The 25,286-nt window shown below is 66.7% G+C and carries 25 protein-coding genes; 10 read left to right on the top strand and 15 right to left on the bottom strand.

Features of this window, described 5'->3' with window-relative positions:
- Positions 1 to 207: 207 nt before the first annotated feature.
- Positions 208 to 870 carry a LolA family protein gene (locus CRO50_RS01465; protein WP_179747184.1) on the top strand — a complete coding sequence of 221 codons (663 nt, stop codon included), beginning with the start codon at positions 208 to 210 and terminating at the stop codon, positions 868 to 870.
- Between the two features lie 33 nt (positions 871 to 903).
- Here CRO50_RS01465 and CRO50_RS01460 read toward each other — a convergent pair whose 3' ends face one another.
- Entirely contained in the window at positions 904 to 1,485 is a 582-nt protein-coding gene (locus tag CRO50_RS01460; protein WP_097144093.1) for a transglycosylase SLT domain-containing protein, read from the bottom strand.
- A 97-nt stretch (positions 1,486 to 1,582) separates the two neighbouring features.
- Complete coding sequence (locus CRO50_RS01455; RefSeq protein ID WP_097144092.1) at positions 1,583 to 2,464, bottom strand: AEC family transporter; 882 nt, start codon at positions 2,462 to 2,464, stop codon at positions 1,583 to 1,585.
- Positions 2,465 to 2,548: 84 nt separating this feature from the next.
- On the opposite strand from CRO50_RS01455, the gene hspQ reads away from it, so the two are divergent.
- Positions 2,549 to 2,875: a heat shock protein HspQ gene (gene hspQ, locus CRO50_RS01450; protein WP_097144091.1), complete on the top strand. Its 327-nt coding sequence runs from the start codon at positions 2,549 to 2,551 to the stop codon at positions 2,873 to 2,875.
- Positions 2,876 to 3,044: 169 nt separating this feature from the next.
- Here the strand turns inward: hspQ and CRO50_RS01445 are convergent, their stop codons facing one another.
- The 3 genes from CRO50_RS01445 to CRO50_RS01435 all read right to left on the bottom strand — a co-directional run bounded on the left by CRO50_RS01445 (position 3,045) and on the right by CRO50_RS01435 (position 6,027).
- Positions 3,045 to 4,619, bottom strand: a complete 1,575-nt coding sequence (locus tag CRO50_RS01445; protein WP_097144090.1) for a gamma-glutamyltransferase family protein — start codon at positions 4,617 to 4,619, stop codon at positions 3,045 to 3,047.
- Positions 4,620 to 5,213: 594 nt separating this feature from the next.
- A complete protein-coding gene (locus tag CRO50_RS01440) occupies positions 5,214 to 5,699 on the bottom strand; it encodes an ATP-binding protein (RefSeq protein ID WP_097144089.1) in 486 nt (161 codons plus the stop codon).
- Positions 5,689 to 6,027 (bottom strand): STAS domain-containing protein, encoded by a 339-nt coding sequence (locus CRO50_RS01435; RefSeq protein WP_097144088.1) that lies wholly within the window; start codon positions 6,025 to 6,027, stop codon positions 5,689 to 5,691. Before CRO50_RS01435 ends, CRO50_RS01440 begins: the two co-directional genes overlap by 11 nt.
- Before the next feature lie 90 nt (positions 6,028 to 6,117).
- On the opposite strand from CRO50_RS01435, the gene CRO50_RS01430 reads away from it, so the two are divergent.
- The 3 genes from CRO50_RS01430 to CRO50_RS01420 all read left to right on the top strand — a co-directional run bounded on the left by CRO50_RS01430 (position 6,118) and on the right by CRO50_RS01420 (position 8,622).
- Entirely contained in the window at positions 6,118 to 7,290 is a 1,173-nt protein-coding gene (locus tag CRO50_RS01430) for a thiolase family protein (RefSeq protein ID WP_097144087.1), read from the top strand.
- A 141-nt stretch (positions 7,291 to 7,431) separates the two neighbouring features.
- Positions 7,432 to 7,881 (top strand): GAF domain-containing protein, encoded by a 450-nt coding sequence (locus tag CRO50_RS01425; RefSeq protein WP_097144086.1) that lies wholly within the window; start codon positions 7,432 to 7,434, stop codon positions 7,879 to 7,881.
- 57 nt (positions 7,882 to 7,938) lie between these two features.
- The gene (locus CRO50_RS01420) at positions 7,939 to 8,622 is read left to right on the top strand and encodes an RluA family pseudouridine synthase (protein ID WP_097144085.1); all 684 of its coding nucleotides are present in this window, start codon (positions 7,939 to 7,941) and stop codon (positions 8,620 to 8,622) included.
- Between the two features lie 81 nt (positions 8,623 to 8,703).
- Here CRO50_RS01420 and CRO50_RS01415 read toward each other — a convergent pair whose 3' ends face one another.
- Positions 8,704 to 9,729, bottom strand: coding sequence for a serine/threonine protein kinase (locus CRO50_RS01415; RefSeq protein WP_097144084.1), 1,026 nt, complete (start codon positions 9,727 to 9,729; stop codon positions 8,704 to 8,706).
- Between the two features lie 133 nt (positions 9,730 to 9,862).
- Here CRO50_RS01415 and CRO50_RS01410 point away from each other — a divergent pair, with 133 nt between their 5' ends.
- On the top strand, positions 9,863 to 10,258 hold the full coding sequence (locus tag CRO50_RS01410; protein WP_097144083.1) for a VOC family protein: 396 nt from the start codon (positions 9,863 to 9,865) through the stop codon (positions 10,256 to 10,258).
- Between the two features lie 283 nt (positions 10,259 to 10,541).
- On the opposite strand, the gene CRO50_RS01405 is transcribed toward CRO50_RS01410, so the two are convergent.
- Positions 10,542 to 11,984, bottom strand: coding sequence for an aldehyde dehydrogenase family protein (locus tag CRO50_RS01405; protein ID WP_097144082.1), 1,443 nt, complete (start codon positions 11,982 to 11,984; stop codon positions 10,542 to 10,544).
- Between the two features lie 214 nt (positions 11,985 to 12,198).
- Between CRO50_RS01405 and CRO50_RS01400 the strand changes: the two genes are divergently transcribed.
- From CRO50_RS01400 to CRO50_RS01390, 3 genes are all read left to right on the top strand, one after another.
- Entirely contained in the window at positions 12,199 to 12,852 is a 654-nt protein-coding gene (locus tag CRO50_RS01400; RefSeq protein WP_097144081.1) for a peroxiredoxin, read from the top strand.
- 86 nt (positions 12,853 to 12,938) lie between these two features.
- Positions 12,939 to 14,084, top strand: a complete 1,146-nt coding sequence (locus tag CRO50_RS01395) for a capsular polysaccharide export protein, LipB/KpsS family (RefSeq protein ID WP_097144675.1) — start codon at positions 12,939 to 12,941, stop codon at positions 14,082 to 14,084.
- Complete coding sequence (locus CRO50_RS01390) at positions 14,081 to 14,953, top strand: glycosyltransferase family 8 protein (protein ID WP_097144080.1); 873 nt, start codon at positions 14,081 to 14,083, stop codon at positions 14,951 to 14,953. Before CRO50_RS01395 ends, CRO50_RS01390 begins: the two co-directional genes overlap by 4 nt.
- A gap of 3 nt (positions 14,954 to 14,956) precedes the next feature.
- Here the strand turns inward: CRO50_RS01390 and CRO50_RS01385 are convergent, their stop codons facing one another.
- Complete coding sequence (locus CRO50_RS01385) at positions 14,957 to 16,042, bottom strand: rhamnan synthesis F family protein (protein ID WP_097144079.1); 1,086 nt, start codon at positions 16,040 to 16,042, stop codon at positions 14,957 to 14,959.
- A 140-nt stretch (positions 16,043 to 16,182) separates the two neighbouring features.
- Complete coding sequence (gene pnp / locus CRO50_RS01380; RefSeq protein ID WP_097144078.1) at positions 16,183 to 18,315, bottom strand: polyribonucleotide nucleotidyltransferase; 2,133 nt, start codon at positions 18,313 to 18,315, stop codon at positions 16,183 to 16,185.
- Between the two features lie 308 nt (positions 18,316 to 18,623).
- Here pnp and CRO50_RS01375 point away from each other — a divergent pair, with 308 nt between their 5' ends.
- Positions 18,624 to 19,304 (top strand): class I SAM-dependent methyltransferase, encoded by a 681-nt coding sequence (locus CRO50_RS01375; protein ID WP_097144077.1) that lies wholly within the window; start codon positions 18,624 to 18,626, stop codon positions 19,302 to 19,304.
- Here the strand turns inward: CRO50_RS01375 and CRO50_RS01370 are convergent.
- The 6 genes from CRO50_RS01370 to truB all read right to left on the bottom strand — a co-directional run bounded on the left by CRO50_RS01370 (position 19,301) and on the right by truB (position 24,972).
- The gene (locus tag CRO50_RS01370) at positions 19,301 to 20,095 is read right to left on the bottom strand and encodes a GNAT family N-acetyltransferase (RefSeq protein WP_097144076.1); all 795 of its coding nucleotides are present in this window, start codon (positions 20,093 to 20,095) and stop codon (positions 19,301 to 19,303) included. The two genes, CRO50_RS01375 and CRO50_RS01370, sit on opposite strands and share 4 nt — an antisense overlap.
- A gap of 107 nt (positions 20,096 to 20,202) precedes the next feature.
- On the bottom strand, positions 20,203 to 21,714 hold the full coding sequence (locus CRO50_RS01365; protein ID WP_143516833.1) for a hypothetical protein: 1,512 nt from the start codon (positions 21,712 to 21,714) through the stop codon (positions 20,203 to 20,205).
- 77 nt (positions 21,715 to 21,791) lie between these two features.
- Positions 21,792 to 22,061, bottom strand: coding sequence for a 30S ribosomal protein S15 (gene rpsO / locus CRO50_RS01360; protein WP_097144074.1), 270 nt, complete (start codon positions 22,059 to 22,061; stop codon positions 21,792 to 21,794).
- Positions 22,062 to 22,297: 236 nt separating this feature from the next.
- On the bottom strand, positions 22,298 to 23,404 hold the full coding sequence (locus tag CRO50_RS01355) for a calcium-binding protein (protein WP_097144073.1): 1,107 nt from the start codon (positions 23,402 to 23,404) through the stop codon (positions 22,298 to 22,300).
- A gap of 126 nt (positions 23,405 to 23,530) precedes the next feature.
- Positions 23,531 to 24,070, bottom strand: coding sequence for a DUF1643 domain-containing protein (locus CRO50_RS01350; RefSeq protein WP_097144072.1), 540 nt, complete (start codon positions 24,068 to 24,070; stop codon positions 23,531 to 23,533).
- Positions 24,067 to 24,972, bottom strand: coding sequence for a tRNA pseudouridine(55) synthase TruB (gene truB, locus CRO50_RS01345; protein ID WP_097144071.1), 906 nt, complete (start codon positions 24,970 to 24,972; stop codon positions 24,067 to 24,069). Before truB ends, CRO50_RS01350 begins: the two co-directional genes overlap by 4 nt.
- Between the last annotated feature and the right edge of the window lie 314 nt (positions 24,973 to 25,286).

Here is a 25,286-nt window from a genome sequence, read left to right as displayed (position 1 = left end):
CCATGGGGGCGACCTCCCTCTGCCTGAAGAGCGTGCCACGCTCCCAGTTGAAAAGGAGGGTGCCTTTCCGGGCACCCTCCTGCTGCATCACCAGGCTGAAAATACTCCGGGGGTGAATGAAGCCCATGGCTTCAGAGGGGGCAGCGCCCCCTCCCTTCCGGCGCTCTCGTGCCGATGGCGGAACGGTGAAGGGACCTGGCGCGTTTGATGCTGGAACCGATCCCTGCCGGAGCTTACATCTATCCCATGACCATGCTGACCCGCCTCCTGGCCCCCGCCGCCCTTCTGGTTGCCAGCCTGCTGCCCGCAGGCGCGGCACCGATCCCGCTGGACGCGATCTCGGACTACATGAACGGGATGCGTACCGCTGAAAGCAAGTTCACCCAGGTCAATGCCGATGGCTCGATCTCGACCGGCACGCTCTATATCAAGCGGCCCGGTCGCATGCGGTTCGAATACGACCCGCCGGAAGAGGCGCTGGTCATCGCCGGCGCGGGCGCCGTGGCGATCTTCGATCCGAAATCCAACGGCGGCCCCGAGACCTATGGTCTGAACCGCACGCCGCTGAAGCTGATTCTCGATGACAACATGGATCTGAGCCGCGCCAACATGGTCACCGGGCACCGCGAAGAGGGGCCCTCGACCGTGCTGCGCGCGCAGGACCCCGAGCATCCCGAGTACGGCAACATCGAGCTGGTCTTCACCGGCGGCCCCCAGGAGGGGGCTCCGGTTGAGTTGCGGCAATGGGTGGTGACGGATGAAGCCGGCAGCCAGACCACGGTGATCCTGGGAGAGCTGCAGACCGGGTTGAACCTGGGCGACAGCCTCTTCTCGATCCGGCGCGAGACCGCGCGGCGCGGCGGGAACTGATCCCCGCCGCCCCCGTGCCGGCCGTTCCCCTGCCTAGAGGCAGTAGGCCAGCTGATCGGCGTAGAGCTCGGAGCGGAGGGCGACCCGCTGCGAAACCGAGAGCAGCCAGGACTTGTTGCGATAGGAGCCACGGGAATAGCCCGTGCGCCCTTCGTGATAGGCCAGGTATTGGGCGCGAGCGTCGGACAGGGGGATGCCCAGGCGCAGGGTCGTCTCGGACATGTACCAGCCCATGAAATCCGCGGCATCGTCGATATCTGTGCGTCGCGCGCGGCGGTTGCCGGTCTTGCGCTGGTATTCCTCCCAGGTGCCGTCCAGCGCCTGGCTGTAGCCCGTGGCCGAGCTCTGCCGGCCCATCGGGATGATGCCGAGCGCGAAGCGATGCGGCGTCCTGGCGTTGCCGATGAACTTGCTCTCCTGGTGCATCACGGCCATCTGCACGTGCACCGGGATGCCATACTTGCGCTCGGTGCGCTTGAAGGCCTTCTTGAAGTGGGGGCGCTGGTCCAGGATGGAACAGGCGTTATCCATGTTACGCGGGGCCACCGTGTCCCGACCGCCGCCACAGGACGCGACGATGAGCACGATTAGAATCGCGGGAAGCTTCTTGATCATCTGCCTCTCGATGTCTGCTCTTGTTGTGTTTTTTCGAAAGTCTACACGAAAGCCGGAACTGACGGAACCTTCAAAGCCGTGAACGGCGTCCCTCGGCCTAGAGAAGCACGGCCAGAAGCAGCGGCAGCATCAGCACCGAAAGCAGGGTCGAGACCACGACCAGGCCCGCCACAGCATCCGCATCGGCGCCGTATTTCACCGCCAGCAGGTAGGAGGTGACGGCCACCGGGGTCGAGACCTGCAGCACCAGCACTGCGAAGGCCACGTCATCCAGCCCGAAGAGGCGCCCGATGATCCAGGAGGTCCCGACACAGAGCGCGATCTTCAGCAGCGACAGCACCGAGGCCAGCCGGATGGAGCCGGGCCGCAGCCGGGCCACGGCGACGCCGAGGGTGATCAGCATCAGCGGGATCGCCATCTGGCCCGTCAGCTCCAGCGTGTTGGTCAGGAAGACCGGCGTGTGCCAGCCCTGGCTCAGGAAGATGCCGCCGAGGATGGTGGCCCAGAGCAGCGGCTCCTTCAGGGCGCGCACCACCGAGCCGCCGCCCGAGACCACCCAGATGCCGAAGGTGAAGCTCCAGAGGGCCATGACCGCGAAGACCACCACCGCGTAGCCCAGGCCGGCCTCGCCGAAGGCAAAGAGCGCCAGCGGCAGGCCGAGGTTGCCGGTATTGCCGAAGATCAGCGGGGCCAGGTAGCTGCGCAGGTCGAGCTTGGTCAGCCAGAGCACCAGCGCGGTGACCAGGGTGAGCGCGGCGTAGACCCCGACCGAGGCCAGCGAGAGCGCAGTCAACGCCGCCGGGTCGATCTCGGTCCGCATCAGCGCGGTGAAGATCAGGCAGGGCACCGAGAGCGTCATCGCCATGCGGGTGACGAAGTCGATCTGGTACTCGAAGCCCATGCGCACCCAGATGAAGCCGATCGCGGCCAGGAGGAAGACCGGAGCGGTGATCTCCAGCACTGTCAGGACAAGGTTCACAGTGTGTTTCCCTCAATTTCGCGGAGTCGGTTGGACAATGGGCGGGGATTGACGTTAGTAGGGGGTCTCATGACGTGCAAGACGATGCTGAAGACGAACGCGAAATATCATCTGGGCCAGGTTGTCCGGCACCGCAAACACCCGTTTCGCGGGGTAATTTTCGATGTCGACCCGGAATTCAGCAATACCGAGGAATGGTATGATGCGATTCCCGAGGACGCCCGTCCGCTGCGCGATCAGCCCTTCTACCACCTTCTGGCCGAGAATGACCAAAGCTACTACGTGGCCTATGTCTCGGAGCAGAACCTGGTCGAGGACATGTCCGGCGAGCCCGTCGATCACCCCGATATCCCCGATCTCTTCGGCGCCTTCGAGGATGGTCACTACCAGCTCGAGTTCCAGCTGAACTGAGGCCGTCCGTAGGGGGGCGCTGCCCCCGTCTCCTGCGGAGACTCCCCCGGAGTATTTTCAGCCCGGTGATGCGTGCAAGAGCACCCTATTCCATCACCAAGCGAAAAATACTCCCGCCGGAGGCGAACTCGGGCGGGAGCAGGGGCAGGTCTCTGCCAATTCAGCGATATCAGTAGCCGATGGCGCAGCCGTCCTTGCGCGGGTCCGAGCCGGCCTCCATCACGCCCGAGGGGTGGATGCGGATCGCCTGGGCGCCACCGATGGGCGCGGGCGGCGGGGTCAGCTCATGGCCCATCTCCTGCAGTTTCGCGGCCACCTCGGGGGCGTAGCCCCGTTCGATCTGCAACTTGCCGCCCGAAGGGAAGGCGCGGGGGGCGTCGATGGCCTCCTGCGGCGATAGACCGTAATCGCGCAGGTTGGTGACGAAGCGCGCGTGGCCCGCCGCCTGGTACTGGCCGCCCATGACGCCGAAGGGCAGGTTGGGGGTGCCGTCCTCGGCCAGCATGGCCGGGATGATCGTGTGCAGCGGGCGTTTGCCCGGCGCCAGCATGTTGCCGTGACCCTCTTCCAGCGTGAAGCCGCAGCCCCGGTTGTGCAGCACCAGGCCGAATTTGTCGGTGCCGATGCCAGAGCCGAAGGAGTGGAAGACCGAGTAGATCAGCGAGACCGCCATGCGGTCGCGGTCGACGACGGTGATATAGACCGTGTCGCGGTGCGGCGCGCCCGAGATCTGGTCGGGCACGGATTGCGCCCGTTTCGGGTCGATGGCAGCGGCGAGCTCGGCAGCGAAGGCCGGGTCCATCAGCTTCGCGGCATCCGCCGTCGCCGGGTCGGCAATGAAGCGGTTGCGCGCGGCATAGGCCAGCTTGGCGGCCTCTGCCTCGACATGGGCACGCTCGGCGCCGAAGGGATCCATCGAGGAAAGGTCGAAGTGGCTCAGCATGTTGAGCATCAGGATCGCCGTGGCGCCCTGGCCGTTCGGCGGATGCTCGTAGAGCGCGGCGCCCTTGTAGCTGCCCTGAATGGTCTCGGCCTGCATGCCCTTGGCGGCGGCGAAATCATCGAGGGTCTGGGGGCCACCGGCGGCCTGCAGCGCGGCGACCATGTCTTCGGCCACCTCGCCCTCGTAGAAGGCCTTCGCGCCGTCGCGGGCGATGCGGCGCAGCACCTCGGCCTGGCCGGGCAGGGCGAAACGCTCTCCCTCCACCGGGGGCTTGCCCTGGGGCATCAGGTGGCGGGCCGCGGTGGCGTCGAGGCGTCCATGGCCGTTGGCGAAGTCGTAGGCGACGCGGGAATGCACCGGCACCCCGGCCTCGAAATAGGAGATCGCGGGCGCCAGGCTGTCGGCCAGTCCCAGTTTGCCCCAGAGCGCCGACATCTCGTCGAAGGCGGCGATGGCACCTGGGATCGTCACGGCGCGGGCATCGCCATCGGGGATCTCCGAGAGGCCCTCGGCGCGCATGGCGGCGGCATCGGCCCCGGCGGCGGCGCGGCCCGACCCGTTGTAGGACAGCACCTGGGTGCTGCCGGCGGGCTTGACCAGCGCGAAGCAATCGCCCGCGAGGCCGCACATGGCCGGCTCGCAGACGCCAAGCGCCACGGCACCCGCGATGGCGGCGTCCATGGCGTTGCCGCCGCGTTTCAGGACGTCGAGCGCCGCATTGGCGCCGATCGGGTGAGACGTGGCACAGAGGCCGTTGTCGGCCCAGACGGGCGAACGGCCGGGCAGTTCTAGGTCGCGCATGGTTCCTCCTCTGACGGGCCGCGATGCTGCGTCCGAAGCGGAGAAGGGTCAAGGGGGTACGGGGGAGGGGGGTGTCCTGCTGGTCTTAAACCTCGACGCCACGCACTGGGTGGGGGCTGTAATACGCGGCGCCGAGGGAAGCCAGTGCAGCTACCCTTACAAACTCGCCTTGGGTCGTGGCTCCAATGGGATTGCGGTGCGGCGATTTCGGGGCAATTCCCGCGATTATGGCGAAAATGCCGCGTACCCGTGGCCGAGCCCGGAAGTGCGCCATGATTGGACGGTTTTGGCCCAGCTTCGGCGCGATTTCCGCCGCGATCTGGCGGGGCGGCGCAGGCAGAATCACTTTCGATACGGGGGCGCTCTGCGGGCCCGCCGCGCTGGCAAGGGGCGTTGGCACCGCGCTTGCCATGATCCTGCCTGAAAACGCCCGTTGCGGAGGCTGCCGGGACCGGGGCCGGAGTAGGGTCTGCCGCCGGATGGCCCGGATCTTGCCATGGCATCGTGGCAAGGAGGCGCCCTGAGCCGGTGCCGAAGGGCGCTGGCCTTGCCTGTTGTGGCAGGCGCTTTCCGGTGGGGCCGGTTCCCAGGGTTTCAGTTCTTGCGGGGGGAGGTGTCGACCTTGATGCGGAAGGTCAGCTCGTTCACGTCGTCCAGGCGGCTGTAGTGTACATCACGGGACAGGTCCTTGATCAGGAACCAGCCAAAGCCGCCCTCGGGCAGCTTGTCCAGCACCTCGGGCAGGGGCGCGGGTGCGCCCATGGGCGGGGTGTCGTCGGGCATCGGCCGCCCCTCGTCGCGGATGCGGAAATGCAGCCCGTCCCGTTCCGTCGCGCATTCCAGGCTGATCCAGCCGCGTTCATCGGCGCCATAGGCATGTTCGACCACGTTGTTCAGCACCTCGGCCAGCACCAGTTCCACCGAACCCCGCTCTTCCAGCTCAAGCTCCTGCAGGTCGGCGACGATGGTCTGCAGGGCCCGGCGCACGGAAAGCGGAGAGCTGGGGAAGGTCAGGCGGATGTCCTTGGTATGGCGATGCAGGGCCTGTTCCGGCAGGCTGCGCCCGGCTTCAGTTTGCATGGCTGTTCACCGCGTTGCCCAGGCTGGCGTGAATCGGAAAGACCGTATCCATGCGGGTCAGCCGGAACACCTTGTCCACATTGGCATTGAGCGCCGCCAGTTCCAGCTTCTGGCCATCGCCGAGCTGCTTCATCGAGGCGACGATGGCCCCCAGCCCGCTGGAGTCGATGAAATCCACCTGGCCCAGATCGAGGATGATCCGACCCGTGCACCCCTCTGCGGTGTCCCGCATCAGGTCCTTGAAGCGGATGGCCACGGCTGCATCGATCCTCTCGGCCTCGACCGTGATGATCGTGGCGTCTTTCTCTGTCCGGGTGGAAAGCTGCATCGTGATGCTCCCTGGCGGCTCTGGTCAGGGGAACGCTAGACGGCAATCCTTACCATTCGGTATGCAGGGGAAAGACAGAGGGAGGGTCCGATGCAGGAAGTCTATATCACCGGGGCGGCGCGCACCGCCATGGGCGGGTTCCAGGGCAGCCTCGCGCCGCTCGCCGCGCCCCAACTGGGCGGCGCCGCGATCAGGGCGGCGCTTGCGGGCGCCGGGCTCGAGACCGTCGACGAGCTGCTGATGGGCTGCGTCCTGCCCGCGGGCCAGGGCCAGGCCCCCGCCCGCCAGGCCGGTTTCGCCGCGGGGCTGGGCGAAGAGGTCCCGGCCACGACGCTCAACAAGATGTGCGGCTCCGGCATGAAGGCGGCGATGATGGGGTTCGACCAGATCGCGCTCGGCCATGCCGCGACGATGGTCGCCGGCGGAATGGAGAGCATGTCCAATGCCCCCTACCTGCTGCCCGCCATGCGCGCCGGTGCCCGGCTTGGTCACGGGCGGACCGTGGATCACATGTTCGTCGACGGGCTCGAGGACGCCTATGACAAGGGCCGCCTGATGGGCACCTTCGCCGAGGATTGCGCCGAGGCCTTCCAGTTCACCCGAGAGGCCCAGGACGACTACGCCCTGGCCTCGCTGGACCGCGCGCTTGCGGCGCAGCAATCCGGTGCCTTCGCCGCCGAGATCGCCGCGGTCGAGGTCACCACCCGCAAGGGCAGCACGGAGGTGGCGGAGGATGAACAGCCCCTGACCGCCCGCCCCGAGAAGATCCCGACCCTGAAACCCGCCTTCCGCGAGGGCGGCACGGTGACCGCGGCCAATGCCTCTTCGATCTCGGACGGGGCGGCGGCGCTGGTACTGGCGGGGCGTGCCGCGGCCCGCGCCCGCGACCTGCCGATCCGCGCCCGTATCGCGGGCCATGCCAGCCACGCCCAGGCGCCCGCCCATTTCCCGACCGCGCCGGTGCCCGCCGCGCGCAAGCTGCTGAAGAAGCTCGGCTGGAAGGTCGAGGACGTGGACCTCTGGGAGGTCAACGAGGCCTTCGCGGTGGTTCCCATGGCCTTCATGCGCGAGCTGGGGATCGACCACGCCCGCGTCAACGTCCACGGCGGCGCCTGTGCCCTTGGCCATCCCATCGGTGCCTCTGGCGCGCGGATCATCGTCACCCTGCTTAACGCCATGGAGCAACGTGGCGCGAAGCGCGGTATCGCTGCCATCTGCATCGGCGGCGGAGAGGGCACCGCGCTGGCCATCGAGCGCCCCTGACCCGAGGCGCGGCGGCAGACTACGTGGCGCCACACCCCTTTTCCCATCCGATGGCCTGAAATACTGTCGGGGGTGAATTGCGGCCCTGGGCCGCAAGAGGGGGCAGACAGCCCCCTCTCCCCCCTCACCGAAAGACCCGACATGCCCGACTACAAGATGCTTGCCGCCACCATCCGCTCTCTCACCGAGGGCGAGACCGACGAAGTCGCCCTGATGGCGACCCTCGCCTGCGAGATCCACCACAGCGACGACCGTTTCGACTGGACCGGCTTCTACCGGGTGACCGAGCCCGAACTGCTGAAGATCGGCCCCTACCAGGGCGGCCACGGCTGCCTGCAGATCCCCTTCTCGCGCGGGGTCTGCGGTGCTGCCGCCCGCAGCGGCGAGACCCAGCTGGTCGATGACGTGGAGGCCTTTCCGGGCCATATCGCCTGTGCCTCCTCGACCCGCTCCGAGATCGTGATCCCGGTGCGCAACAAGGCCGGGCAGGTGATCGCCGTGCTGGATATCGACAGCGACCAGCCCGCCGCCTTCACCGAAGAGGACGACAAGGCGCTTTCGGCGATCCTCTCCGAGGTCTTCGCGGCCTGAGCCCCGACTTGTGGCGCGCCTCTCGACCGGCGCGCCATATCAGGCTATCTGCCGATCATGAGCGATACGCCCCAACACCCGCCTTCCAATCTGCCGCCCGATGACTACCAGCCGCCGGACGTGCCGCTGCAGGTGATCCACGAGGACCACGAGATCCTGATCGTCGACAAGCCCTCGGGGCTGCTGTCGGTGCCGGGACGTGGAGAGCACCTGGCCGACTGCCTGCTGTCGCGGGTGCAGGTGGCCTTTCCCATGGCGCTGCTGGTGCATCGGCTCGACCGGGATACCTCCGGGGTGATGGTCTTCGCCATGACCCCCCATGCGCAACGCCACCTTGGCCTGCAGTTCGAGCACCGCCGGGTGAAGAAGACCTATGTGGCGCGGGTCGCGGGCAAGCTGGAGCCCAAGACCGGCACCGTCGATCTGCCGCTGATCGTCGACTGGCCGAACCGGCCCAAGCAGATGGTCGACCACGAGAACGGCAAGCCCGCGGTCACCGACTGGAAGGTGCAGCGCTACGCAGAGGGCGAGACCCGGGTCAGGCTCTTTCCCCAGACCGGACGCTCGCACCAGCTGCGGGTGCACATGCAGGCGATGGGACATCCGATCCTGGGTGACCCCTTCTACGCCGAAGGTGCCGCGCGCGACTTCCCGCGCCTGATGCTGCATGCCGAAGAGCTGCGCCTGCTGCATCCCGATGGCGGCCAGGGCACGAAATTCCGCGCCAAGGCGCCGTTCTGACTATAGCAAGAATCAATGTCGGTATGACGTCGGTATCCTGTCGGTATCGCGTCGGTGGAAATGCGGTTTCACCCGCCCGGCTCACTTTCGCAGAATGCGGTCCGTCAGGTTCTGCCGCCCGGCCATGAGCGCGTCGATCTCGGGTGCCAGTTCGGGCTCGCGCAGGCGGATGGCCTCGATCTCGTCCAGGCGGTTGGCGGCGATCAGGGCCAGCAGGTCGATGCGCAGCGCGCCACTGGCGTCACGGGGCAGCGTCGGGCAGGGCTGGATCTTCTCGGAGAGCGACTCCGGCAGCAGCGCCCGCAGCTCGGCGGGGCTGAGGTCGGTTTCGGCGAAGGTATAAAGCCCGGTGCCGCGCCCCGGCACCGCATAGGTCGCCACGTGATGCGCGGTGACCGGCGCATCCTTCAGCGCCGCGGCGATCTGCGGGCCGTTGCGCTCGATCCGGTCCTCGGTGCCCTCGCCATCGGACCAGTCCAGCAGGCGGCGGGTGACGAAGTTGTAAAGCCGCTTGCCGGTGGCCATCCAGATCCGTGTCGGCAGCGCCTTGCGGGCCAGCATGGCGCGTTCGGCGGGGGTCAGCAGGTCCGGCGCATAGGCGCGCTTCTGCTTCAGCAGATGGCGCAGGTCCTCGCGCGCCATGGTGCGGAACAGCGGCCCGCGAAAGCGATGCACCGAGGCCAGCTGGAAGTCGATCACCGCCGCGCCGCCATCGGGGCGCATCAGCCAGTTCTGCGGTTTGGCGATATCGTTGTGCGTCACGCCCCGGCGGCGCATCTCGCGCAGCAGCCGCTTGGCATCGCGGTAGAAGAAGGCCTCGGAGGGCCGGGACAGCTGCAGCGGCGTGCCCTCGGACCAGACCCGGACCAGCCCGCGCCGGTCGGCGCGCAGCAGTTCCGGGCAGCCCTCGATCCCCTGCACGGCGGCCAGGCCGCGGATCTCGCGCCGGGCCAGCATCTGGGCGATGGGACGCGACCAGAGCGGCAGGCGATCGAGACGACGGAAGGCCAGCCGGCGCTCGGGCGCATCGGCGAAATGCCCCGAAATCGTCTCGGAGAAGGGATCGCGCTTGAGCACGGTGGTTTCGATGAATTCGGGGTCAGTCATGGCACCGCCGGGCTCGGCTGCATTTCGGGCGTGCTGGCATCTACCAGTCTCGGGAAGGCGCTGGCAAGCGCGGCGGGGCTTTCACCCCGGCGCGCGGGCGGCTAGGCCTTGGCGGCAAGCAAAGGAGATCCCCATGGCCAAGATGATCCACTCCATGATCCGCGTGCTGGACGAAGCCCGCGCCCTGTCCTTCTACGAGACCGCCTTCGGCCTCTCGGTGGCCGAGCGGCTGGACTTCGAGAGCTTCACCCTGATCTACTTGAGCAACGCGGAAACCGGCTTCGAGCTGGAGCTGACGGTGAACAAGGACCAGGTCGAGCCCTACCAGCTGGGCAATGGCTATGGCCACCTGGCGGTCTCGGTCGAGGACCTGGAGGCCGAACACGCCCGTCTCGAGGCCGCGGGTCTCGCGCCCCGCAAGATCGTCGAATTCGCGCCCGAAGGCCGCTACGTGGCGAAGTTCTTCTTCATCACCGACCCCGACGGCTACGAGATCGAGGTGATCCAGCGCGGTGGTCGCTACCTCTGACCGGGGAAGGTGGGTTGCCACCCACCCTACGCCCTTGGCGGGCCGCCGGGCGATATGGTGCCCGGCTTGACCTTGGCAAATCGGGTAGATGAGTATTTTCGGCCTGGTGATGCACCAGGTCGAGACAATGGGGCGGCCGCCTTCTCAGGTGAGAGCGTGCACGCCCTGACCGCGAAAGTAGGCCGCCCTGCCGGGCACTGTCCCGCTGCATCACCAGGCTGAAAATACTCGCGGGGGGAGGCCCCCGCAGGGGGGCGGGGGGCGGCAGCCCCCCTCCCCGATCTCAGGCGTCTTCGGTCCAGCCGGAGACCGCCTTGACCTCGAGGAAGTCTTCCAGCCCCCAGACGCCGCCCTCGCGGCCGTTGCCCGAGGCCTTCATGCCGCCGAAGGGGCTGCCCGCGCCGCGCGGCTGGCCGTTCATCTCGACCATGCCCGAGCGCAGCTGCAGCGCCATGCGGTTGGCGCGGGCGCCGTCGCCGGTCTGCACGTAGTTGGTCAGCCCGTAGGGGGTGTCATTGGCGATCCGGATGGCCTCTTCCTCGGTATCGAAGGGCATGATCGTCAGCACCGGGCCGAAGATCTCTTCCCGGGCGATGGTCATCTGGTTCGTCGCATCGGCAAAGACCGTTGGACGGACGAAGTAGCCGCGGTTCATACCCTCGGGGCGACCCGGCCCGCCGGCGACGAGGCGTGCGCCTTCCTTCATGCCGGTCTCGATCAGGCCCTGGATCTTCTCGAACTGGCTCGCATTGACCACCGGACCGATATGGCGACCGGGCTCCGAGGCCGGACCCACGGTGACCGCGCTGGCCACGGCGGCGGCCTCTTCCACGGCGGCCTCGTAGCGCTCGCGCTGCACCAGCATCCGCGAGGGCGCGTTGCAGCTCTGGCCCGAGTTGTTCATCATGCTGAGCACGCCCCGCTTCACCGCCTTCTCGTCGGCATCGGCGAAGATCACGTTGGCGCCCTTGCCGCCGAGCTCGAGATGCACCTTCTTCAGGGTCTTCGCCGCGTTCTGCGAGATGGCGATCCCGGCGCGGGTCGAGCCGGTAAAGCTGACCATGTCCACGTCCTCGTGACCCGAAAGCGCGGCGCCGACACCCGGCCCGTCGCCGTTCACCAGGTTGAAGACACCGGCCGGGAAGCCGGCCTCGTCGATCATCTCTGCAAAGAGCAGGGCATTGAGCGGGCTTTCCTCGGAGGGTTTCAGCACCATGGTGCAGCCGGCGATCAGCGCCGCGATCACCTTCAGGGTGATCTGGTTCATCGGCCAGTTCCAGGGCGTGATCAGCGCGCAGACGCCGGTGGCTTCATAGACGATGCGGTCGTTGGGCGCGTGATCCCCCAGCGGGCGGATGAACTGGAAATCCTTCGCCGTGCGCAGGAAGGTCTTGGTATGGGCGTACCCCGCGCCCCATTGCGCCGAGCTCGCCAGGTCGATGGGCGCGCCCATCTCCATCGAGATCGCCTCGGCCATCTCGTCCTTGCGGCGGGTGTAGATCTCGAGGAACGTCTCGACCAGGGCGATGCGCTCTGCGGGATCCCTGGCCATCCAGGCGGGGAAGGCGGCCTTGGCGGCGGCCACGGCGCGGTCGGCGTCGCCCTCGGCGCCAAGCGAGATCACCGCGCAGGGCTCCTCGGTCGAGGGGTTGATCACCTGGTGGTCGCGGGGCGACAGGGGCTGCACCCATTCGCCGCCGATGTAGAAGGCGCGTTTCTCGATCATGGAGTTCTCCCTGTTCAAATTCCGCCATGCGGATATTGATTTTGCATCTTGCGGGGGCACCATGTCACCGACGCGGTGCCGGGGCAAGATGCGCCTCGGCCCGCTCGGCGCGCTGCCGCAAGACCGCCATGCGGAAAGTGCAGGCGGGAAGGGGTGCAAATGACGCCGGGGCATATTAACTATGGCGCCAATGCAAGCATGACAGGAGGATCTCATGGCTCTGCGCATCAACGATACCGTGCCCGATTTCACCGCCAAGACGGACAAGGGAGAGATCTCTTTCCACGACTGGATCGGTGACAGCTGGGCGATTCTGTTCAGCCACCCGAAGGATTTCACCCCGGTCTGCACGACCGAATTCGGCGCCGTGGCGCAGCTGGCCCCCGAGTGGGAGAAGCGCGGCACCAAGGTGATCGGCATCTCGGTCGACGGCGTGGAAGAGCACAAGGGCTGGAAGGGCGACATCGAGAGCTTCGCCGGCACCGACGCCACGTTCCCGATCATCGCCGACGAAGACCTGGTCGTGGCCAAGCTCTTCGACATGCTGCCCGCCGAGGCCTATCTGCCCGATGGCCGCACCCCGGCTGACAGCGCCACCGTGCGTTCGGTCTTCATCATCGGCCCGGACAAGAAGCTGAAGCTTCAGATGACCTACCCGATGACCATCGGCCGCAACTTCGGCGAGGTTCTGCGTGCCCTCGACGCCCTGCAGCTTACCTATGGTGTCCCGCTGGCCGCGCCGGCAAACTGGGAAGTGGGCCAGGACGTGATTGTCGCAACCTCGCTCAACAACGAGCAAGCTGCTGAAAAATATGGCGAACTGGACATCAAACTGCCCTATCTGCGCTTCGTGAAGAGCCCTTCGTAGGAAGGTCGTATTTGCGAACCGGTTCAGGGCTGAAACTGTAAGGAGGGGCTATGTGGGTAGCCTCTTCTTTCCTGAATGGTGAGCAGATGATTTTCCTGAAGCTCGATACGTCAGTTATCGACAGTTTCGACGCGGCCCTGGGACGAGATGGCCTGCGAATTGACACAAGTTTGAGCGCGGTGCTGGGCCGGTTGGCCCGGCACAGTAGCTGGGGCGCGGCCCTGGGCGCTCTGGCCGGGGCCCTTCTGGGCCCCGGTGCCGAGGCACGGCAGGCCGTGCAGGGCAACCTGAGGCGCAAGCGCATAAGGCTTCCGTCGGTCTTCGGCAACCCGGTGGTCGGCGGCATCTACGGCTATGTAAAGCGGGTGCAGGCGGCGCTGTTGCGGCGCTGTCTAGATGCCGAGATCGCGGCCACCGATCCCGAGGTCGTGGTGATCTACAATGGATCGGTCTTTCCCGAATCGGTGCTTGAAGCCGCGAGCCGGGGCCGCCGGCGGGTGTTCGTCGAGGCGGGTTTCTTTCCGAATTCCCTGCAGCTGGACCCCAAGGGCCTCAATGGTGCGAATTCCGTGCCGCGCAACCCGGATTTCTATCTCGAGACGCCCGAGGATTTCGCCGCCGAAGGGCTGCCGGCCGCGGTGAACAATCGCGCTTCCAAGCTGCCCGAGGAGGAGGTCTCGCTCTCGCCCGGCTATGTCTTCGTGCCCTTCCAGGTGCCGTCGGACATGCAGGTGATGGCGCATTCGCCCTGGGTGCGCAGCATGGAGCAGTTCCTCGATGTGGTCTGCGAGGCGGCCGAACGGAACCCCGACGACACCTTCGTGATCAAGGAGCACCCGAGCTTCCGGCATTCGGTGCGTGATCTGCGGTCGCATCCGCGCGTGATCTTCGCCAATGGCAATGTCACCTCGGAGCTGGTCCGCGATGCGCGGGCCGTCATCACGCTGAATTCCACCGTGGGAATCGAGGCGCTGCTGATGGGCAAGCAGGTGATCACCCTGGGGGAGGCCTGTTACAACATCGACCGGCTGGTGCGCCATGCCGAGGGGCCCGCGGCGCTGGATGCCGCCCTGGCAGACCCCGACTGGAAGCCGGAAGAGGCCCTGCGCTACCAGTTCCTGGGCTTTCTGTGGAATCGCTACCTGGTACGGGGCTCTTACGCGGATCTGCCCGGCGACTTCGCAGAACGGCTGGCAGAGAAGTCCCGTCAGGGCGTGGGGACCTTCGCATGAGTGATACCCGACTGAAGATTTCCCTGGCTTCGGACCGGGGGATGATCGACGCCGCGCTGGTGGTGCTGGGCACGGTGGCAGAGCATTGCTCTGCCCCGCTGGAGCTGCATTTCCTGGGCCACGGCCTGCGGGACGAGGACCGTGACCGGCTGGCCCATGCCTGTGACGCGCATGGTTGCGCGCTGGTGCTGCATGCGCTGCAGGACGAGGACTTCGGCGATGCGGTTCAGGTGAACGAGAATATCCCGTTGGTCGCCATGGCGCGCCTGTTGCTGCCGCGGCGGGTCTCGGGACGGGTTCTTTACCTTGATTGCGATATGCTGGTGCAAGGGGACGTGGCCGAGCTCTTTGAGCTGATGCCGCAGGGCGCCGCGCTGGGTGCCGTGCGGGATTTCTACGTGCTGGACCAGATGCGGCCGGGCTCGGAACGTCCTGAAAAGCTTGCCTGGCACAGCAAGGTGCTGGGCCGGAGCGAGGTGGAAGGCTATTTCAACTCGGGTCTGCTGCTTCTGGATTGCGACGTTATCCGAAGCGACAGGGCGCTGATGACCCGCATGACGGACTTCGCCGCGGCCAACGATTATCGCTACATGGATCAGGATTATCTGAACGTCCTGTTCGACGGTCGCGTATTCTACCTGCCGCAAGCATGGAACAGCATCTGGGGGCGGGACAGGCTTCGCGCGAAGACACTGGCGGAACTGACATGGTTGCCCGACGCCGAGAGAACACCGGCGACGAGCAAGGTGATTCACTATACCGGGCCGAACAAGCCTTGGAAAAGCCAGAGCAAATTGCTGGCGCTTCTGCGCGGGCGACTTCCTGCGCTGATGAAGTGGCGCCGCGCCGCATCCGGGCGTTACGCCTGACGCTCAGCCGTCCCAGCCGGCAATTTCATCTCTGACGGTGGGGTGTAGCCTATCCCCCAGGTTGCACCGGAAGATCTCGGAGCGCATGTCCACGAAGACCTCATCACGGTTCTTCTTCAGGATCGGAGTGTCGAGACCCTTGATCTGAACCAGCGGGTGATTGGCGATATACGTGAGAGTGAAGTTGGTGGACGTCAGCATCTCCGCCACCGCCTTCCGATCCTTGAAGCGATCCGGGCCGGACGCGTTGAAGGCCTTCAGTTCCGGCACCAGGGCAATGCGGTGTCTTTCGGCAAAGGCAAGGACGTCGACCAGTTCCTCGTCAGACAGAGACAGCGTCGCATCCAGAATGTCCTGGGGGGTGACCAGGGTTCCGAGACTGAACCCCTGTTCCCGGAAATACTTGCTTGTCCCAACCTCATAGCGTCGGACCACCAGCCGTTTTTCGTTCACGAGGGGCATTGTCTCCCAGAACTTCCGGAACGCATCGCTTGTGAAGGTACGACGATTGAAGCGGTAGAAATAAGAATGCAGGTGCTGTTGCTCTGGCCGCTTCAGCGGAACAACAAGATAAAGGCCCCAGACATCCTCCGGTGCCGCGCGTGCGGCCTCGATCACTGTGCTGTCGCCGCTGACAGGGAACCAGTTGCTGTCGTTGAGGATATAGAGCGCTTCCGTATCGGGCAGGTTCTTCAGGACCCAGAGGGTCCCTTCTCGATACCCGCCGAAGTCGTAGCCGAGGTTCGGTCGCTCGATCATGCGGAAGCAAAACGGTGCGAGGGCTTTCTGGTGACTCTCTGTCAGGGGATGGTTCGCCACCACGATCGGCGCAATGCCACGACTGACAAGATGTTCCAGCAGGAGCAGGGTTGAGCCAAGGATTTCCTTCGGTTGGTAGATCAGGAAAACGGCAATTTCCGGCGCCTGCGGCAGGTGCCCGGCATGTACATGAACGGTCTTGTGGGCCGTGAGATCATGTCCGCGCCGTATCAAGGGGGCAAAACTGGCTCGGAATTTGCTGAACACGCTGACAGGAAATCTAACGAGTTCTCTTTTAATTTTCCAAAGAGGGGGCAGTCCCTTTGCCATCTCGTTGATCTCCCACGTGTCTTCCGGGGCGGCTGAGACGGCCGCCTCGTTCCGGATATACCGTGGGAAAGCGCAGGCTACGACGAAAAGAAGCCCCCGGTTGGGGGCTTCCTCTCATTTCAGCGAAAAGTGGTGCGCAATTACTCTGCGCCTTCCTCTTTCGTTGCTTCCTCGCCGGTCTCCTGGTCCACGACCTTCATCGACAGGCGGACCTTGCCGCGATCGTCGAAGCCCACGAGCTTGACGAAGACTTCCTGGCCTTCCTTCAGCACGTCGGAGGGGTGGTTCAGGCGGCGGTTCTCGATCTGGGAGACGTGCACGAGGCCGTCACGCTTGCCGAAGAAGTTCACGAAGGCGCCGAAATCGACGAGCTTCACGACCTTGCCCTTGTAGATCTTGCCCTCTTCCGGCTCGGCCACGATCGAGTAGATCATGTCGTGGGCGCGCTGGATGGCGTCCGCGTCCGACGAGGCGATCTTGATGATGCCGTCGTCGTTGATGTCGACCTTGGCGCCGGAGGTTTCCACGATCTCGCGGATGACCTTGCCGCCCGAGCCGATCACTTCACGGATCTTGTCGGTGGGGATCTGCATGGTCTCGATGCGCGGGGCATGCGCCGAGAATTCCGCAGCGCCGTCGAGCGCCTTGTTCATCTCGCCGAGGATGTGCAGACGGCCTTCCTTGGCCTGGGCCAGGGCGGTCTTCATGATCTCGGGCGTGATGCCCTGGACCTTGATGTCCATCTGCAGCGAGGTGATGCCCTCGGAGGTACCGGCCACCTTGAAGTCCATGTCGCCGAGGTGATCCTCGTCGCCCAGGATGTCGGTCAGCACGGCGTAGGAGCCGTCATCTTCCAGCACCAGGCCCATGGCCACACCGGCCACGGCGGCCTTCAGCGGCACACCGGCGTCCATCATCGACAGCGAGCCGCCGCAGACGGAAGCCATCGAGGAGGAACCGTTCGACTCGGTGATCTCGGACACGATGCGGATCGTGTAGGGGAAATCGGTGGCGGCGGGCAGGACGGCCTGAAGGGCACGCCAGGCCAGCTTGCCGTGACCGATTTCACGACGACCGGGGGAACCAACGCGGCCCACTTCACCGACCGAGTAGGGCGGGAAGTTGTAGTGCAGCATGAAGTTGGATTTGAAGTTGCCATGCAGGGCGTCGATGAACTGCTCGTCATCGCCGGTGCCCAGCGTGGTCACGACCAGGCCCTGGGTCTCGCCACGGGTGAACAGGGCAGAGCCGTGGGTCCGGGGCAGCAGGCCGGTTTCGGCCACGATCGGACGCACTTCGTCGGTGCGACGACCGTCGATGCGCTTGCCGTTCTTCACCACGTCGCCACGCAGGACGGTGGATTCCAGCTTCTTCAGCGCGGAGCCCAGGTTGGCATCGGCCAGCTGCTCTTCGGAGAGAGCGGCCTGGATCTCTTCCTTCACCGCGGCAACGGCGCTGGTGCGCTCCTGCTTGTCGGTGATGGCATAGGCGGCGCGCATCTTGTCTTCACCGGCGGCCTTCACGGCGTCGTAGAGCGCCGAGTAATCCGGGGGGGTGAACTCGAAGGGCTCTTTCGCGGTCTCTTCGGCCAGCGAGACGATCAGGTCGATGACCGGCTGGATCTGCTCGTGGGCGAAGGTGACGGCGCCCAGCATCTCGTCTTCGGTCAGCTCGTAGGCTTCCGATTCGACCATCATCACGGCGCCCTTGGTGCCGGCGACGACGAGGTCGAGACGCTGCTCGGGGTTGTTGCGCAGGCCCTGCATGTCGTCGACAGAGGGGTTCAGCACGTATTCACCGTCGACGAAGCCGACGCGGCAGCCTGCGATCGGGCCCATGAAGGGCGCGCCCGAGATGGTCAGCGCAGCGGAGGCGGCGATCATGGCGACGACATCGGGGTCGTTCTCCAGGTCGTGGCTCAGCACGGTGCACATGACGAGGACTTCGTTCTTGAAGCCGGGGGCGAACAGCGGGCGGATCGGACGGTCGATCAGACGCGCGGTCAGGGTCTCTTTCTCGGTGGGGCGGGCCTCACGCTTGAAGAAGCCACCCGGAACCTTGCCGGCTGCGTAATACTTTTCCTGGTAATGCACGGTCAGAGGGAAGAAATCCTGGCCCTCTTTCTGCTTCTTGGCGAAGGTGACGTTGGCCATCACGCTCGTTTCGCCCAGGGTGGCGATGACGGTGCCATCGGCCTGGCGGGCAACCTTGCCCGTTTCCAGCGTGAGGGTCTCGTCCCCCCACTGCATCTCTTTTTTCGTTACGTTGAACATCAGCGTATCCTGTCTGGAGGCACTCACGGGCGCTCCCGTGTCCTCCGTTTGCATGGCGGCCCCATTGCCGCCGACCCCTAAATCCTCATGTCACGGCGCCGGGGTCCCTTGCGCCACGTCTCAGATTGGCTCGGGCCATACAGGAGAATGGCCCACTTGGAAAGTGCCATGGGCAAGGGCGCGCCTGCGGCTTTTACGTTTCCCGGCGCGGTCTTTCGCTGTATCGGGGCGCATCGCGGGTCCGGACCCGCGTCGCGGAAACGCTTTGCGGGTGCCTTGCCCGCGCGGCCCGAGCCCGAGAGAGACCGATGTCCGACCTGCCCCCCTCTCCCTACGAGGCGCCCGGTTTCCACGCCGAGGCCATCGCCGCGGGCCGTCACCGCGCCATCGTCGGCGGCCGCTGGGACGAGACGGGCCGGGCGCAGATGGCGCTGCTGCGCGATCACGGGCTGCGGCCCGAGCATCACCTGCTGGATATCGGCGCCGGGTCGCTGCGCCTGGGCTGCAAGGCCACGGCCTATCTCGAGCCCGGACACTACTGGGCCACCGATGCCTCGCGGGATCTGCTGCTGGCGGGGCTGGAGCGCGAGCTCTCGGATGTGCCCGAGGCGCAGCGCCCGCCCGAGGCGCAGCTTGTCGGGGATGCGGGCTTTGCCTTTCCCGGCGTCGGAGATGTGATCACCCATGCGATCTGCTTCGCGGTCTTTCCCCATATCGAGGCGGCCTTCCTTGACCGGGCGCTGCAGAACCTGACCCGCTTCCCGGCGCTGGAGCTCTTTCTCTTCACCGTCTTCCTCGCCCCCGAGGACCAGGCGGGCGCGGCCTACCGGCAGGCCGACGGCGTGGTCACCCACCCCGCCAAGCCGCCCTATCACCGCACCGAGGCCAGCCTGCACGCGCTGGCCGGGCGTCTGGGCTGGCAGCTGACGCGGGACGACCGCATGCTGCCGCGCGGACAGGTGCTGTTCGCGGCGCGCCGCGCGGGCTAGCGCAGGTAGCGCTCTTCCGACGCGGTGGCGATGCCCGCGACCAGCTCCGGCGCCAGCCGCAGCCCGCAGCCCTCGACCATGCGGCGCGAGGGCTCATTGCCCTCGGAAACCAGCTCGTAGAGCGCGCTGGCGCCCATCCCGGTGACCGCCTGGCGCACCATCATCGCGTTGACCCAGGTGCCTAGCCGCCGTCCGCGGAAGGCCGGGTCCACCGCCACCAGCCCGCCCCAGGCCCATCGGGCGTGAGGGCTGTGGCTGTTGTGGGGGAAGTAGGCATAGGCGCAGGCGGCAATCCGGCCCGTCCCGTCCTGCAGCGCCGACAGGGCCGAAGGGCCCCCGATGGCGCCCGACAGCATGCCGGTCGAGAAGGGCACGATGCCGTTCTCCTGCATCATGTCGCGCAGGGCCGCGAGGAAGGCGCTGTCGCGGCGGCGCTCTTCGGGGACCGGGGTCAGGCCCTCGGGCGGCGGGCCCGACAGCACGCGGTCGCTGGCCAGCTTCAGATCGGCGGCGGTGCCGGTGAAGACGTTCCAGAACTGCATCCGGTAGCCGTGTTCGGCGAGCCCGGCCTCGAAGGCGGGCAGGGCCGCGCGGGAGAGCAGGCGCAGGCCCATCAACCCGTCTTCCTCGAGGATGGCAAAGACCTGATCCCAGCCCAGACGGGCCGGATCGTCGCTGCCGCGGAAGCGGACGGTGTTGCAGGCGCCGGGGGTGGTCATCGCCCAGTCCAGCGCCGCTTCGGCGCGGGTCTCTAGGCGGTTGCGGATCTCTGTCCGTGACGATTGGGTCATGGGCGTTTCTCCTCCGGTTCAGGCAGGATAGCCCGGATCGGCGGCTGGCTGTGTGAAAAACCGGCGTCAGGCAGGGAAAACGCCGGTGCCCTGCGTCCCTTGCGGGATCAGGCCGGGTCGACCGCGCAGGCATGGATCTCGAGCCGGGTGGAGGGCAGCAGGTCCGCCTGGAACCGCGTCAGCGCCGCGCGCAGGGCGTTCTCCTGCGTCGGATCGGTCAGGTAGAAGGCCACGTTGCCATGGGCGGCGGTGACCTGGATGGTGTGCAGATCCGCGATGCGGCACCAGCTGTCGGGGATCTCATCCTTGAACCAGAGCGGGTAGACCATCGCCCAGCCCACCCCGTGCCGAGAGACGATGTCCTGCATCTTCTCGGGCGTGCGCCCGCTCTCTGCCATGCGCCGTGCCTCTTCCGAGCCCAGCCCCCAGAGATCGAGCACGTAGGTGTCGTTCCGGTAGGAGACCCAGCCCAGGTCGTTGAGGGCGACGGGATGCGGGTAGAACTCGGTGGCGAAGCGATGCATCTGCCATTGCTGGTCACGGATGTTCTGCGCCGCGTAGGGAACCTTCCGCGTCGAGTCCTGGTAGTTGTCGCCAAGCGCCAGGCAGATCAGCAGGAAGAACACGGCCGCGGCACGGTTGCCGCGCCGGATCAGCGGTGCGGCCAGCCAGAAGAGGGCGCCCAGCAGGGTGCCGGCGATGTAGATCTCGTAGCGGTCGAACCAGCCGAACTTGCCCAGCACCATATGCGCCGCCCCGGCAAAGAGCGCCAGGAAGCCCACGGTGAGGCGGCTGCGCAGGGCATGACCCGGAAGGAACAGCGCCAGCAGGATCAGCAGCATGCTGATCACCAGCTCCCTGGCCGGTTCGTTGTTGTGGACCCGAGAGGTCGCGTCGATCATCGAGGTCAGCAGCGAGGTCCCCGCGCCGTCCAGCGCCGCGGCCGAGGCCTCGGATTTCACCATGACGGACGAGGGCAGGGGCGGCAGGCCCAGCCGGAGCATCAGGCTGACATGGGCCGCGAAGGCCGCCACGATGGCGGCCAGGCTGGCGATCGCCGCGCCGAAGCGGCGGTAGGACAGCAGCACCACGATCCCGCCCAGCGAGAGGGCCAGCCCCTCGAAGCGCAGCAGCGGTGCCAGCACCAGGCCCGCCAGCATCCAGGCGGGCACCTTCGGCGGCTGGCCCGGCTCCGCGGTCTCGACCATGCGGACCACGCCGGCAAGGATGAGCAGGCTGGCCAGCAGGTGCAGCGGGTGCTCCATCCCGGTGAAGACCAGCCCGTAGCCATTCACCGCCAGGATCATAAGCGGCAGGGTCAGCAGCAGGACGAGCTCGATACGGGGGCGGGTGCGGGCCAGGAGCCCGGCGAGTATCCAGACCGCGCCCAGCATCGGCAGCACGTTCAGCGCCAGCGCGCCCCAGTCCCCGAGCCCGATGGCCAGCGTTGCCGCCAGCAGGAAGGGATAGAGGATCGAGGACGACGGCGAGGCATATTCGCCCGGATTGATCCCGTAGTGCCCGCGCAGCAGGTTCTCGGCCAGCGAGAGGTGGATGTAGGGATCGTCGAGGGTAAAGAAAAGCTCTCCGTCCGTCTGGACGAAGAGCTTGAGGGCCACGAAGGCCATTCCTGCCAGTGCCAGGAGCACCGCAAACGTTCGGAAACGGTATGCGTACCCCCGAGGCATGGCTGCGCTTAGCGGCGCAGGCCCAGGCGCTTGATCAGGTCCTGGTAACGAGCTTCGTCCTTGCCCTTCAGGTAGTCGAGCAGCTTACGACGCTGGGCAACCATCATCAGCAGGCCGCGACGGCCGTGGTTGTCTTTCTTGTGCGTCTTGAAGTGCTCGGTCAGGGTGGCGATGCGCGAGCTGAGGATGGCAACCTGGACTTCGGGCGAGCCGGTGTCGCCTTCCTTGGTGCCGAATTCCTTGATCAGGCGGTTCTTTTCTTCAACAGTGATCGACATCGGGATCTCCTATGATCTGAGGGTTAGGGCGCAAGCCGGGATGTCGTCCAGCAAGGTCCATTGCTCCGCCACGGGTCACCCCGCGGAAGATTGCGCGCTGATACGGGATTCGATTTGCGAAGGAAAGCCTTTTTTGCAAGGCCGTGGCGCGGGTGCCGCAGGTGGCGGACGGTAGACGGGCGGGCGTTCTGTCGGCCCGGCCCCCTGACCCCTGGCCCCTGATACAATGGGCCGGGTCAGGCGGCGAAGGTCAGCGCTTCGCTCTCGGGCAGCAGGGCGATATCCTCGGCGCTGATCGCATCGGGCCCGGCGAGGGTGGCGATGCAGGTGCCATCGGCAAACACGCGGGTGCTGTCCGGGGTGACCTCGAAAGAGATCTCGGGCTCGGGGCCGCCATCGGCAAAGGAGACCAGGAGCACGTCCTCGCCGGCTGCGAAGTCGATGATCCGGGCGGCGTCCTCGTCACTGGCAATCCAGTCGCCAAGGATGATCTCATCCGCGCCGGCACCGCCGGTGACGACATCCCCGGCGCCCGCGATGATCGTGTCATCGCCCGAGCCACCGTTGAGGTAGTCGCCGTCGTCCAGGTCGCCCTCGGGGCCGTCGACCAGACCCGAGATCCAGTCGTCCCCCGAGGCCCCGAAAAGCGTATCCGCCCCCAGCCCGCCCTGCAGCATGTCATGGCCGATCCCGCCCGAGGCCGCGTCATCGCCCGATCCGGCAAAGAGGTTGTCCTCTCCGGCACCGCCATGCAGCAGGTCCGCCCCGGCACCGCCCGACAGGCTGTCGTCGCCCATCATGCCAAGAAGCGTATCCTCGCCCGAACCACCGTAAAGCATGTCCTCGCCCGAGCCGCCGCCAAGGCTGTCGTCTCCGCCCTGGCCCAGCAGGGCGTCATTGCCCTGCATGCCCCAGAGCCTGTCATCGCCGGCGCCGCCGGCCAGGGTGTCGTCACCGGAGTAGGCGCCCAGCTGGTCGTGCCCGCTGCCCCCCTCGAGCAGGTCGTCGCCCGAGGTGCCGACCGTCAGCATGTCCTGCGAGGCAGAGACCTCGGCGGCGAGGCGGGCGAGGGTGGACTCGATCCCGGCGTCCAGATCGGCCTGCGGGTCATCGGGGATGGCATCATCGTCGCGGGTGTCCGGCGCGGCCTCTTCGCCAAGGCCGAGGCGCTCTTCCTCTTCTTCGAGGATCTCGTCCAGGAGGTTGCCGTAGGAGGCGATGTCGTCGCCGCTGGCCTCCAAAGGGTCATCGGTCTCGGCGTCTGCCTCGGGGCTGTCCTCGACCGCGATGAAGGCCGTCGCTCCGACCATCATCATGCCCAGCAATCCCGCCAGAAGATACATGAAGTCCCGACTCCTGTCCGGGGGCAGCCCCGAATCCTTCAATGGCCGCCAGAGCGGCCGATACCCACACCAGCGGCAATTACGCCACGCCGGCCGGGCGAGGTCAATTCCTCCGGAGGGAGATGGTTAATCCCCTGGCTCCGCCCAGGGTTGCGGCTGCGTCGCATAGGCGATGTAGAGCGGATGCCGCGGCTCTCCGTCCCTGGTCAGGCCGAGATGCGCCAGCGGGGCGCCCGAGGCGCGCAGCATGGCGGCCACCTGCGCGCCGCGCCCCATGTGACTGCCGTGCACGCCCCAGCCACAGAGCACGAGGCCCCCCGCGCCGATCCAGCTCAGCGATCCGGTCAGGATGCGGTCGTTCTCTGGGCCGGTGGGGGCGGCGGCCTTCTTCAGGAGCGCCGGCGAGGTCTCGCGCCAGGCGAAGAGGTTGCAGGCACGGAAGCCGCCGTAGCCGAGCGCTCGGGCGCGGCGTTCGCAGCGCTCGATGGTGGGGTCGTTCTGCTCTTCCGTCGCGGTGGAGGGATTGAGCATGATGTAGAGCAGGCGCGGGGCGCGCGCGTCCCAGACCCGGCTCAGCGCGTAGCGGTAGCGCAGGCAGCGGGAATAGAGCGCGGCGCTTTCGGCGTCGCCCTTGCGGAAGGTCTTTTCCAGGACCTCTGCGGTCACAGGTTGAAGACGCGCGAGGGGTGTAGCTCGCCGCCCCGGTAGCTGCCGACCGCGACCGGCTGGCCCTCGAAGGAGGCCCAGCAGTCCTCGCCGTAGTCCAGCCCCTGGGCGATCACCATGCCGGGGTTGCCGTGGCGCAGGCGGGCGGCGCCTTCGGCGGTGGCGCGGACCTCGGGCAGGTCGGCCAGGCCCAGTTCCAGCGGCAGCAGGAATTGCTCCAGCTCCGGCGTGCGCGCCATCTCCTCGATCTGGGCGAAGCTGATGCCCTTGGCGGCCTCGAAGGGGCCGGACCAGGTGCGGCGCAGGTGGTGGACATGGCCGAGACAGCCAAGCGCCCGCCCGAGATCGCGCGCGATGGAGCGCACGTAGCCGCCCTTGCCGCAGACCATCTCGAGACGGATGTGATCGGCGTCGGGGCGGTCGAGCAGCAGCAGGCTCTCGACGAAGAGCGGGCGGGCAGCGATCTCCATTTCCTCGCCGTCGCGGGCACGCTTGTAGGCGCGTTCGCCGTCGATCTTCACCGCCGAGAACTGCGGCGGCACCTGGGAGATATCGCCGACGAAGGCGTGCAGGGCTTCCTTGATCTCGTCATCGGAGGGGCGCAGGTCGGAGGTCGCGATCACCTCGCCTTCGGCATCGTCGGTATTGGTCGCGGCACCGAGGGTGACGGTGAAGTCATAGGCCTTCAGCGCATCGGTGACGAAGGGCACCGTCTTGGTCGCCTCGCCCAGGGCAACGGCAAGGGTGCCGGTGGCCTCGGGGTCGAGGGTGCCCGCATGGCCCGCCTTCTTGGCGTCCAGGGCCCAGCGGACCTTGTTCACGACGGCGTTGGAGGTCAGCCCGGCGGGCTTGTCCACCACCAGCCAGCCGGAGATATCGCGGCCCTTGCGTCTGCGTGCCATGTCGTGCCTCGAATTGCCTTGCGTTGAAGGCCGGTCAGCTATCCTGCCGGGGGTGATCCGTCAAGCGGCAGTGCCGGCACGGGGCCGTCGCCGGGTGGCGACACGTGGAGGGAGGGAGGGGGCCCAGCCTTGCCGCTGCTTGCAGCGCCCCTTGCGTTGGCGGTGTCAGCCGCGCGGCATCGAACCTTTCCTCCAGACGGTGCGCAGGTTCGACAGGGCGCAGGGGGCGCTGCCCCCTCTTGAGCCCTTGCGGGCTCAATTCACCCCCGGAGTATTTCCAGCTTGGTGATGATGCAGGAGGCTGACAGGGGAGG

It is taken from the genome of Pseudooceanicola antarcticus (genome assembly GCF_900215355.1).
In the GTDB taxonomy this organism is placed as follows: domain Bacteria; phylum Pseudomonadota; class Alphaproteobacteria; order Rhodobacterales; family Rhodobacteraceae; genus Pseudooceanicola; species Pseudooceanicola antarcticus.
The sequence above is the reverse complement of the archived record's forward strand: the minus strand, read 5'-3'. Positions and strand labels throughout refer to the sequence as shown.

Coding starts and splice junctions, on each gene's coding strand:
- CRO50_RS01420 (WP_097144085.1), top strand. CDS start 7,939: ATGAGCGATACGCCCCAACACCCGCCTTCCAATCTGCCGCCCGATGAC.
- CRO50_RS01370 (WP_097144076.1), bottom strand. CDS start 20,095: ATGACCCAATCGTCACGGACAGAGATCCGCAACCGCCTAGAGACCCGC.
- CRO50_RS01405 (WP_097144082.1), bottom strand. CDS start 11,984: ATGATCGAGAAACGCGCCTTCTACATCGGCGGCGAATGGGTGCAGCCC.
- CRO50_RS01395 (WP_097144675.1), top strand. CDS start 12,939: ATGATTTTCCTGAAGCTCGATACGTCAGTTATCGACAGTTTCGACGCG.
- CRO50_RS01445 (WP_097144090.1), bottom strand. CDS start 4,619: ATGCGCGACCTAGAACTGCCCGGCCGTTCGCCCGTCTGGGCCGACAAC.
- CRO50_RS01425 (WP_097144086.1), top strand. CDS start 7,432: ATGCCCGACTACAAGATGCTTGCCGCCACCATCCGCTCTCTCACCGAG.
- CRO50_RS01430 (WP_097144087.1), top strand. CDS start 6,118: ATGCAGGAAGTCTATATCACCGGGGCGGCGCGCACCGCCATGGGCGGG.
- CRO50_RS01415 (WP_097144084.1), bottom strand. CDS start 9,729: ATGACTGACCCCGAATTCATCGAAACCACCGTGCTCAAGCGCGATCCC.
- pnp (WP_097144078.1), bottom strand. CDS start 18,315: ATGTTCAACGTAACGAAAAAAGAGATGCAGTGGGGGGACGAGACCCTC.
- CRO50_RS01460 (WP_097144093.1), bottom strand. CDS start 1,485: ATGATCAAGAAGCTTCCCGCGATTCTAATCGTGCTCATCGTCGCGTCC.
- truB (WP_097144071.1), bottom strand. CDS start 24,972: ATGGCACGCAGACGCAAGGGCCGCGATATCTCCGGCTGGCTGGTGGTG.
- CRO50_RS01355 (WP_097144073.1), bottom strand. CDS start 23,404: ATGTATCTTCTGGCGGGATTGCTGGGCATGATGATGGTCGGAGCGACG.
- CRO50_RS01385 (WP_097144079.1), bottom strand. CDS start 16,042: ATGGCAAAGGGACTGCCCCCTCTTTGGAAAATTAAAAGAGAACTCGTT.
- CRO50_RS01390 (WP_097144080.1), top strand. CDS start 14,081: ATGAGTGATACCCGACTGAAGATTTCCCTGGCTTCGGACCGGGGGATG.
- CRO50_RS01400 (WP_097144081.1), top strand. CDS start 12,199: ATGGCTCTGCGCATCAACGATACCGTGCCCGATTTCACCGCCAAGACG.
- CRO50_RS01375 (WP_097144077.1), top strand. CDS start 18,624: ATGTCCGACCTGCCCCCCTCTCCCTACGAGGCGCCCGGTTTCCACGCC.
- CRO50_RS01410 (WP_097144083.1), top strand. CDS start 9,863: ATGGCCAAGATGATCCACTCCATGATCCGCGTGCTGGACGAAGCCCGC.
- CRO50_RS01465 (WP_179747184.1), top strand. CDS start 208: ATGCTGGAACCGATCCCTGCCGGAGCTTACATCTATCCCATGACCATG.
- hspQ (WP_097144091.1), top strand. CDS start 2,549: ATGCTGAAGACGAACGCGAAATATCATCTGGGCCAGGTTGTCCGGCAC.
- CRO50_RS01440 (WP_097144089.1), bottom strand. CDS start 5,699: ATGCAAACTGAAGCCGGGCGCAGCCTGCCGGAACAGGCCCTGCATCGC.
- CRO50_RS01435 (WP_097144088.1), bottom strand. CDS start 6,027: ATGCAGCTTTCCACCCGGACAGAGAAAGACGCCACGATCATCACGGTC.
- rpsO (WP_097144074.1), bottom strand. CDS start 22,061: ATGTCGATCACTGTTGAAGAAAAGAACCGCCTGATCAAGGAATTCGGC.